Source organism: Vibrio sp. V42_P2S4T144, assembly GCF_009904715.1.
GTDB lineage: Bacteria > Pseudomonadota > Gammaproteobacteria > Enterobacterales > Vibrionaceae > Vibrio > Vibrio alginolyticus.
On sequence record NZ_WXWS01000631.1, the window covers coordinates 1 to 6,762 of the forward strand.

7 protein-coding genes are annotated in these 6,762 nt (G+C 42.7%); 2 read left to right on the plus strand and 5 right to left on the minus strand.

Annotated elements, in window-relative coordinates; genetic code table 11:
- Together CAG68_RS20430 and CAG68_RS20435 are read right to left on the minus strand one after the other, a co-directional pair.
- Positions 1-340: NUDIX domain-containing protein (locus CAG68_RS20430; RefSeq protein WP_161441587.1), on the minus strand; the 340-nt coding region annotated here is incomplete at its 3' end.
- A gap of 207 nt (positions 341-547) precedes the next feature.
- A complete protein-coding gene (locus CAG68_RS20435) occupies positions 548-2,566 on the minus strand; it encodes a methyl-accepting chemotaxis protein (protein WP_161441588.1) in 2,019 nt (672 codons plus the stop codon).
- 134 nt (positions 2,567-2,700) lie between these two features.
- On the opposite strand from CAG68_RS20435, the gene CAG68_RS20440 reads away from it, so the two are divergent.
- Positions 2,701-3,195, plus strand: coding sequence for an NlpC/P60 family protein (locus CAG68_RS20440; protein ID WP_054579488.1), 495 nt, complete (start codon positions 2,701-2,703; stop codon positions 3,193-3,195).
- A gap of 45 nt (positions 3,196-3,240) precedes the next feature.
- Here CAG68_RS20440 and CAG68_RS20445 read toward each other — a convergent pair whose 3' ends face one another.
- The 3 genes from CAG68_RS20445 to CAG68_RS20455 form a co-directional block, all read right to left on the minus strand.
- The gene (locus tag CAG68_RS20445; protein ID WP_005377620.1) at positions 3,241-3,585 is read right to left on the minus strand and encodes a DUF3802 family protein; all 345 of its coding nucleotides are present in this window, start codon (positions 3,583-3,585) and stop codon (positions 3,241-3,243) included.
- 190 nt (positions 3,586-3,775) lie between these two features.
- Complete coding sequence (locus CAG68_RS20450) at positions 3,776-4,735, minus strand: diguanylate cyclase (protein WP_161441589.1); 960 nt, start codon at positions 4,733-4,735, stop codon at positions 3,776-3,778.
- Positions 4,735-5,709 carry a response regulator gene (locus tag CAG68_RS20455; protein WP_161441590.1) on the minus strand — a complete coding sequence of 325 codons (975 nt, stop codon included), beginning with the start codon at positions 5,707-5,709 and terminating at the stop codon, positions 4,735-4,737. The genes CAG68_RS20450 and CAG68_RS20455 overlap by 1 nt, the downstream gene beginning before the upstream one ends.
- A gap of 224 nt (positions 5,710-5,933) precedes the next feature.
- Between CAG68_RS20455 and CAG68_RS20460 the strand changes: the two genes are divergently transcribed.
- A partial coding sequence (locus CAG68_RS20460; RefSeq protein ID WP_161441591.1) for a fructosamine kinase family protein occupies positions 5,934-6,762 on the plus strand: 829 nt, incomplete at its 3' end.

A 6,762-nucleotide genomic window follows, 5' to 3' on the forward strand; every position in this document is an offset into this window, starting at 1 on the left:
GCTCTACACGCACCCACTTCAAATGGTACTGATTAACATCTGATTTTCTGATTTGCTCTGGCCCACTCCCTAGTTTCACTTTTAAGTTCCCTACATAAGAAAGAAAATAGGTTTCTAAGCGACCTTGATTTTCGAGTTCCAAAACTTTCTTAACCGAACCAAGTTCTATTGAGGTTTCTTCCCGCGCTTCTCTTTTAGCAGCTTCAACAGGTTCCTCACCTGCTTCAACATTGCCTCCAGGGAAAACCCAATACTGTCTGTCGTTTCGAACGCGATGGATAAGCAAAAGTTCTTGGTGATGATTAACTAGTATGAGGCTGGCTCTTTGTGATAACTGCATGATTCATTCCTTTGAATTCTGGCGACATTCTAGTCAACGAGTCCCTCGAACAAAGCATTAACATCACGTTGTGATAACTAAACCCTTTAGAAATGAACGAGATGAGATGTAACTCACTTTTGCGATGCAAATAGGAGCCATTAAATGAGTAGCCGTAACAAAAAAGCAGAACCGAGGTTCTGCTTTTAGTCGGTGGAAACATCTCATTTACTTGGTCTGATGAAGCTCATACTTGTGCAGCATTGCTTGCTGGTGCCCAGCAATTTCCGCCACTTGCTCAGAACTCTCAACCATAGACTCAAGCTGCAGCTTTGTGCGTTCGCCAAGATCAGAAATATGTGTGATGGATTGAGATACATCTGCCGTCGCTCGTTCTTGTTCTTCTGTAGCAACTGAGATTTGCTCAACACGTTCTTGAATGTGCTTAACCGCGAGGTTGATATCAGAGAATGTCGATTTCACTTCATTGCTGGACTGTAGCGCGTGGGTCATTTCTTCTCTTGAATCATTAACTGCTTGGCGCGAGCGCTCTGCGGCAGTAATAAGCTCGCTCATCATTTCTCGGATGTTCGTAGTTTGTTGAGAGGTATCACTTGCAAGTTTGCGAACTTCATCAGCGACAACCGCAAATCCACGCCCTTGCTCACCAGCACGGGCAGCCTCTATTGCCGCATTGAGAGCAAGTAAGTTGGTGTTGTCCGCGATCCCACTGATCATATCCACCATTTCACGAATCTGTTTAACACGCTGGTCTAGCTCTAACATTGACTGTTCATTTACATCCAAAGAGCTTTCTAATGACTCCAAACGTTCGCGGTTTTGTTCCACGACTTGAACCCCTTTTTCAGTGTGTTGGGTTGCAAGGAGCGAGTCCTGTGAAGATGCATTTGTCACCATTGCTATTTCACGAATAGAGGCTTCAAGCTGCGTTATGGTCGTGATCATACTCGACAACGCTTCATTTTGTGTTGCCAACCCATCACTTGTTTGTTCGGCTGCACTGTGACTTACTTCTGCCGTCTGATAAAGCGTTTCACAATTGCGCGTCACCGTTTGAATGGAGTCATGTGTGGAATCGATTACTTGATTCAACTTTCGTGCTACTTCTTTCAGCTCATAAGGGCCGACTTCTTCTGCCTTGTCACGAAAATCATGTTCGGTAAGTGCTGAAAGACGCGTTAGTACATTCCTTAACCCTCGGTTTGTCCATGACTTGAGACTAAACCAAGTAACCAGAATAATAAAAGAAATCACACACGCCGCAAACACGAGCACAACGCTGACCGATTCAATGGTCTCGTTGACCACCCGCTCTTTTTCATCGATCAACTGACCAGCGGTTTGGGAGATTTGATCAAGTAACCGCATGGTTTCATCCGCAAGCATCGAAGCCTGTTTAAACTCTGAACGTTGCAATTCCCCTTGTTCTAGTTTGGCGAGGATCAAACGCAGCACGCCCTTTTCACTAAAGCCTTGTTTCACCATCTCATATGGTGCGGTTAAGCTTGCATATTCACTTACTTCAGGATGGAAAGATTGGAAGTCTTCATAGGCGAGTTTAATACCTGCTATGCGATTTCGCATTTCTCGGTATTCTTTTTCGGCTTTGTTTAATTCTGAGTGCATCATCATGACTAAGAACGTACTTTCCATTGAGCTTGCAGAAGCAATGAAACGGTTAGCGGCATCGCTCGACTCAGGATTATCAGCACTAAGAAACGAACTGATTCGATTCATTTCCGGACCGATAGAGCTAAGCCCATAGCGAAACCCACCAACAGCGGCATCAATATCCATTTGAATTTGTATCACCGAAGATTGCTTCAACAAAATGGACTGCGTGATGTTATGTAAACGCGCTAGTTTGGTGTCTAACTCCTCCGAGAGTTGCTGAGCTACACCAGACGCTTCCACAACCAAAGTTGTGCTTTGAGTTGCAAGAGAGTCGATTCGCTCTTTTATGAGAGGCAACTCTTTCGGCTCAGTAATCTGCATACCATGGTTGAGTAGCTTAACCATCTCCAATACATTCCTGGTTAACTTTGCGTTTGCCATCGCGATGGGTAATGCTTTTTGCGACAAGTCTTCAAATTGTTCCCCTACCTGTTCCATTCCTTTGAAACTTGAGACAGAAAGGGCTATAACAAGAGCAATGATAGTTAAAAATGTTGCACTGACAGCCTGAATCAGTGAAAGTGATGTGCGTGAGCGTTTTCGCTTTGCCATAATCAATTTTTATTCTTTCTTAAGGTTGAATCGGTTCTGCAGTGATTCCGTCACATTTGTGAGACAAAACCGTGATTTGCAGCCCATACTATGGATTGGTTATGACACTAATATTTCAGTTGTGAGTCATAGAGATGACAGGTGGTGATTTGCGTCGAGTATATTTTCCTTTGATAATCAGTGTGCTACTAAGCGCCTGCTCTTCTGGGCCTGAGCCTAGTGAGCAAGCACAGGTGACAACACCTACAAATCAGCTATTGTCGGACAACCCTGACTTGTTCGACTTTTACACAGAGTGGCACGGCACGCCTTATCGCTTAGGCGGGACACAGAAATCTGGAATTGATTGCTCAGCATTTGTACAAAAAGCGTTTGTTGAGGCTTATCAACTCTCGTTACCAAGGACAACGAGGCAGCAATCAAAGCAAGGTGTGGAGTTAAGTTGGACGGATGCCAAGCAAGGGGATCTAGTGTTTTTTAAAACAAGACGTACAACTTATCATGTCGGAATTTACTTGGGTAACAAGCAGTTCATGCATGCATCGACGTCTAGAGGTGTGATTATTTCAAGAATCGACAACCCATACTGGGCATCTAAGTTTTGGCAAATAAGAAGAGTTACAATGTAACTCTTCTCACTCTTTAACCGGACATTGCTGTAAGTTAAAACAATATCAGTCGTAAGTCGCAACAGCATTATCGAACAGATTTTTGACCAGGGCGATGTATTCATCAAGGAACGTGATCTGTTCATTGGTCGCTTTTTTATGCCATACCCCAGCCAATATCTCACCAAGATCTTCAACAACTGCATCAGCCTCTTTCAATAATTTGAAGCGTACGCTCGAGTGAAGTTCTGGATTTTGCTCAAAAATCGCCATGATGTTTGAAGCCACCATATCGGTGACAACATCTTCGATGCTTTCGGATCCAGTGTCGCCAATTTCGGTCGTAAAAATATCTAGATTTAGAGACAAGTGCTCGATAAGAGCGAGATATCCATCGGTTTCTAAAACCACTGTTTTTCTCCGTTTATTGCAAGCCTTCGAAGCTGAAAGCAGAATAGTTTCAATAGTAAGACATGCCGAGAAAATTTCATTAACTTATTTCATATTAACAAACATTCACGAACCAACTGGATGATTTTCAAACAATTGAGCTTTGCTTCACTGAATTCGGATACAGGGTTTCTTCAAACCTTTTTATATTTCAGTCATTTTCGTGCAAACAGGTTTGGTTACGACCATTTTCTTTTGCACGATACAGCGCAGCATCGGCACTCTTTAACCATTGAGTGTGAGTTTCAAAATAAGGCTTATACTCGCAAACACCAATACTTATCGTGTAATTAATCAAAAAATCTTCCACTTTCACGATCTCTTGCTCAATTCTTTTGCGCAAACGCTCTGCGAAATAGCAAGCTTGCTCCTGGTTTGTGTGAGGAAGTAGTACCGTAAACTCTTCACCACCAAAACGACCGCAGATGTCACTGCTCCTTGCTGTTTTTCTCAACAAGGCAGAGGTTCGACGAATGACTTCGTCCCCTGTCGGGTGACCATAAGTATCATTCACCTTCTTAAAGTGGTCGATATCGAATATTACTAATGAGCATGGTCCGTCGATAACTTTTAAGTGAGCAAACTCATCTTTCAATGATTGCTCCCAATAAGCGCGATTAAATAAACCTGTTAAACCATCTTTGCGACTGATTTCCGACAAATGTTGATTTGTTTCTTTCAAATGAATGCGATTTCTCGCAGTTTCAGAAACATCATTGACTTGAATCGCTATGTGGCTGACCTCTCCTGAAAGCCCAATTAACGGCGTGATCAATTCTTGATACATAAAATCACTGCTGTTTGAAACCGGAGAAAAATTGTTGAACTTAAAAAGGTACGGTCGGTTTTCCCAGCTAGAAAAAGAACGAGTTTCCAGATCGGCGGCAGCTTTTATCTTGGTTTCTAGCCAAGTTCTTGGCAGCTCTTCAAAATGCTCAAATAAACATTCACCAAGAATTTCTTGTGATAGAACGCCACTGTATGACTGCATAAAACTGTTCCACACACACACTTTATACTCTTGATCCAAAACAATAAGCCCTGAATCCATCGTATCGAGAATTTGTGTGACCCAATGAAAGTCTGCTATGTCCAGCGTGATATCGGACATTAGATTAGCTCCATGATTTCATAGATTATTTCTACGGATGGCTTATCAATTAAAAACAGTACCTCGCACTCGAAATCGAGCGCTTCTGCCATGTAGGTGTATTCGATAGTAAAGAGCTCGCCCAACTCGCCTTGCTCTTCACAATAAGGTGTTAAGGTATCCACAATGCCTGGCTGACGAAGTGAGAATTGCTTGTCGAGTTGATCGCCTAACGACGTGAGAAATGACGAAACCAGTAGGTTAGAGATATTCAAGATGATTTCATTATGAGGCGTAAACTCAAGGAGGTAACCTAATTTTTCCCCAATCTGATTGATATCCCTACCACGTAAGCACACCAGTGCCTCTCCGTGAATACCACCACCGACAAACCTCTGCGCTACCGCAACGGAACTGTCACGCCCAACCACATCAACCAGTGTCATATGAAGCTCGCCGTAGGACAAAGGTCCAACATGAGGAACAGGAAGTTGTATGAACTCATGTAAATGGTCGGCCATAATCGCAGCCCCTTTACCAAGGGCAATGTTCGCAATTTCACGGAATTTGGCTAGTAAGGAAAGCTCTTCGCAACCCTGGTTTTTAGAATCAACCGAATGACGAGGTTTGAACGCATAATGCAGCCCTAATTGTTCGTATAGTGGGAGCACCTGCTCTTCTGTCAGAGGCTTAGCGATAAAAGCTTGAGCACCAAGATCGAGACAGCGCTGTTTTGCCTCTTGTTGAACATCTCCAGAAATAATGACGATTTTGGTCGGGTACTGACTAACAGGTAATGATTCGAGGACCTCAAAACCATCCATTATGGGCATCGTTAAATCGAGAAACAAAATATCGATATTTTGCTCAGCAAGAATATTAAGCGCCTCATAACCATCTTGCGCTTCAATAAGATGCAATGATGTATCTTGTACGATAGAACGCGCAATAAGCTTTCTTGCAACAGCTGAGTCATCACATATCAGTATTTTCATGCCACCAATGGAACTAACGTCAAAAAAATCATAATACCTGTTGTAAACGTTCATCTCCATATGCTAAGCCAACAAATCAGAGGCTTATAAGCGATTTGATTCACATTTATACAAATTGACTACACTAAGAGGAAGGTTTCTTTACTAAGTATGCTCAACATAGCGCCAACTCCCTGCTATTTATCCTAAACTATTGGTGGTCAAATAGATTCGCGAGGTTTTGTATGTGGCAAGCAATATCGCAACAGCTTTCTGATACTTTATTGTTCGATTACCAGATCACGGAAAAAGTAAGGCTGTCTGGTGGGGATATCAGTGAAAGCTACATGATCAATGATGGCGAGCAACGTTATTTTGTGAAAATTAACGATCGCGAGTTTTTGTCTAAATTTGAGGTAGAAGCTGAAAGCCTGCATCTTTTGCGTGAAACATCCACCCTATTTGTACCTGAGGTGGTATTGGTTGGTAAAACCAAAAATGCCTCATTCCTAATTCTTAACTACCTTCCAACGAAACCATTAGAAGATGGTCCCAACAGCTTTAAATTTGGGCAACAATTAGCTCACCTACACCAGTGGGGCGAGCAAAAAGAGTTTGGTTTTGATACCGACAACTATCTCGGTTCGACTCTACAGCCCAACAAATGGCACAAGAAATGGTGTGTATTCTTTGCTGAGCAACGTATAGGATGGCAATTACAGCTCCTTAAAGAAAAAGGCGTCACCTTGGTTGATATCGATGACTTTATCGATGTCGTAAAACAGCGGCTAGCAAACCATGCTCTGGAACCTTCTTTGTTGCATGGCGATTTATGGAATGGAAATACGGCACTCACTGCATTCGGTCCTATCTGTTACGATCCTGCGTGCTATTGGGGGGACAGGGAGTGTGATATTGCGATGACAGAGCTTTTTGGTGGATTTCAACCAGAATTTTATCAAGGCTACGAATCGGTTATGCCACTTTCTTCAAGCTATGAAGAGCGTAAAGATATCTATAACCTTTACCATGTTCTCAACCATTGTAATTTGTTTGGCGGCCATTACTTGGAAC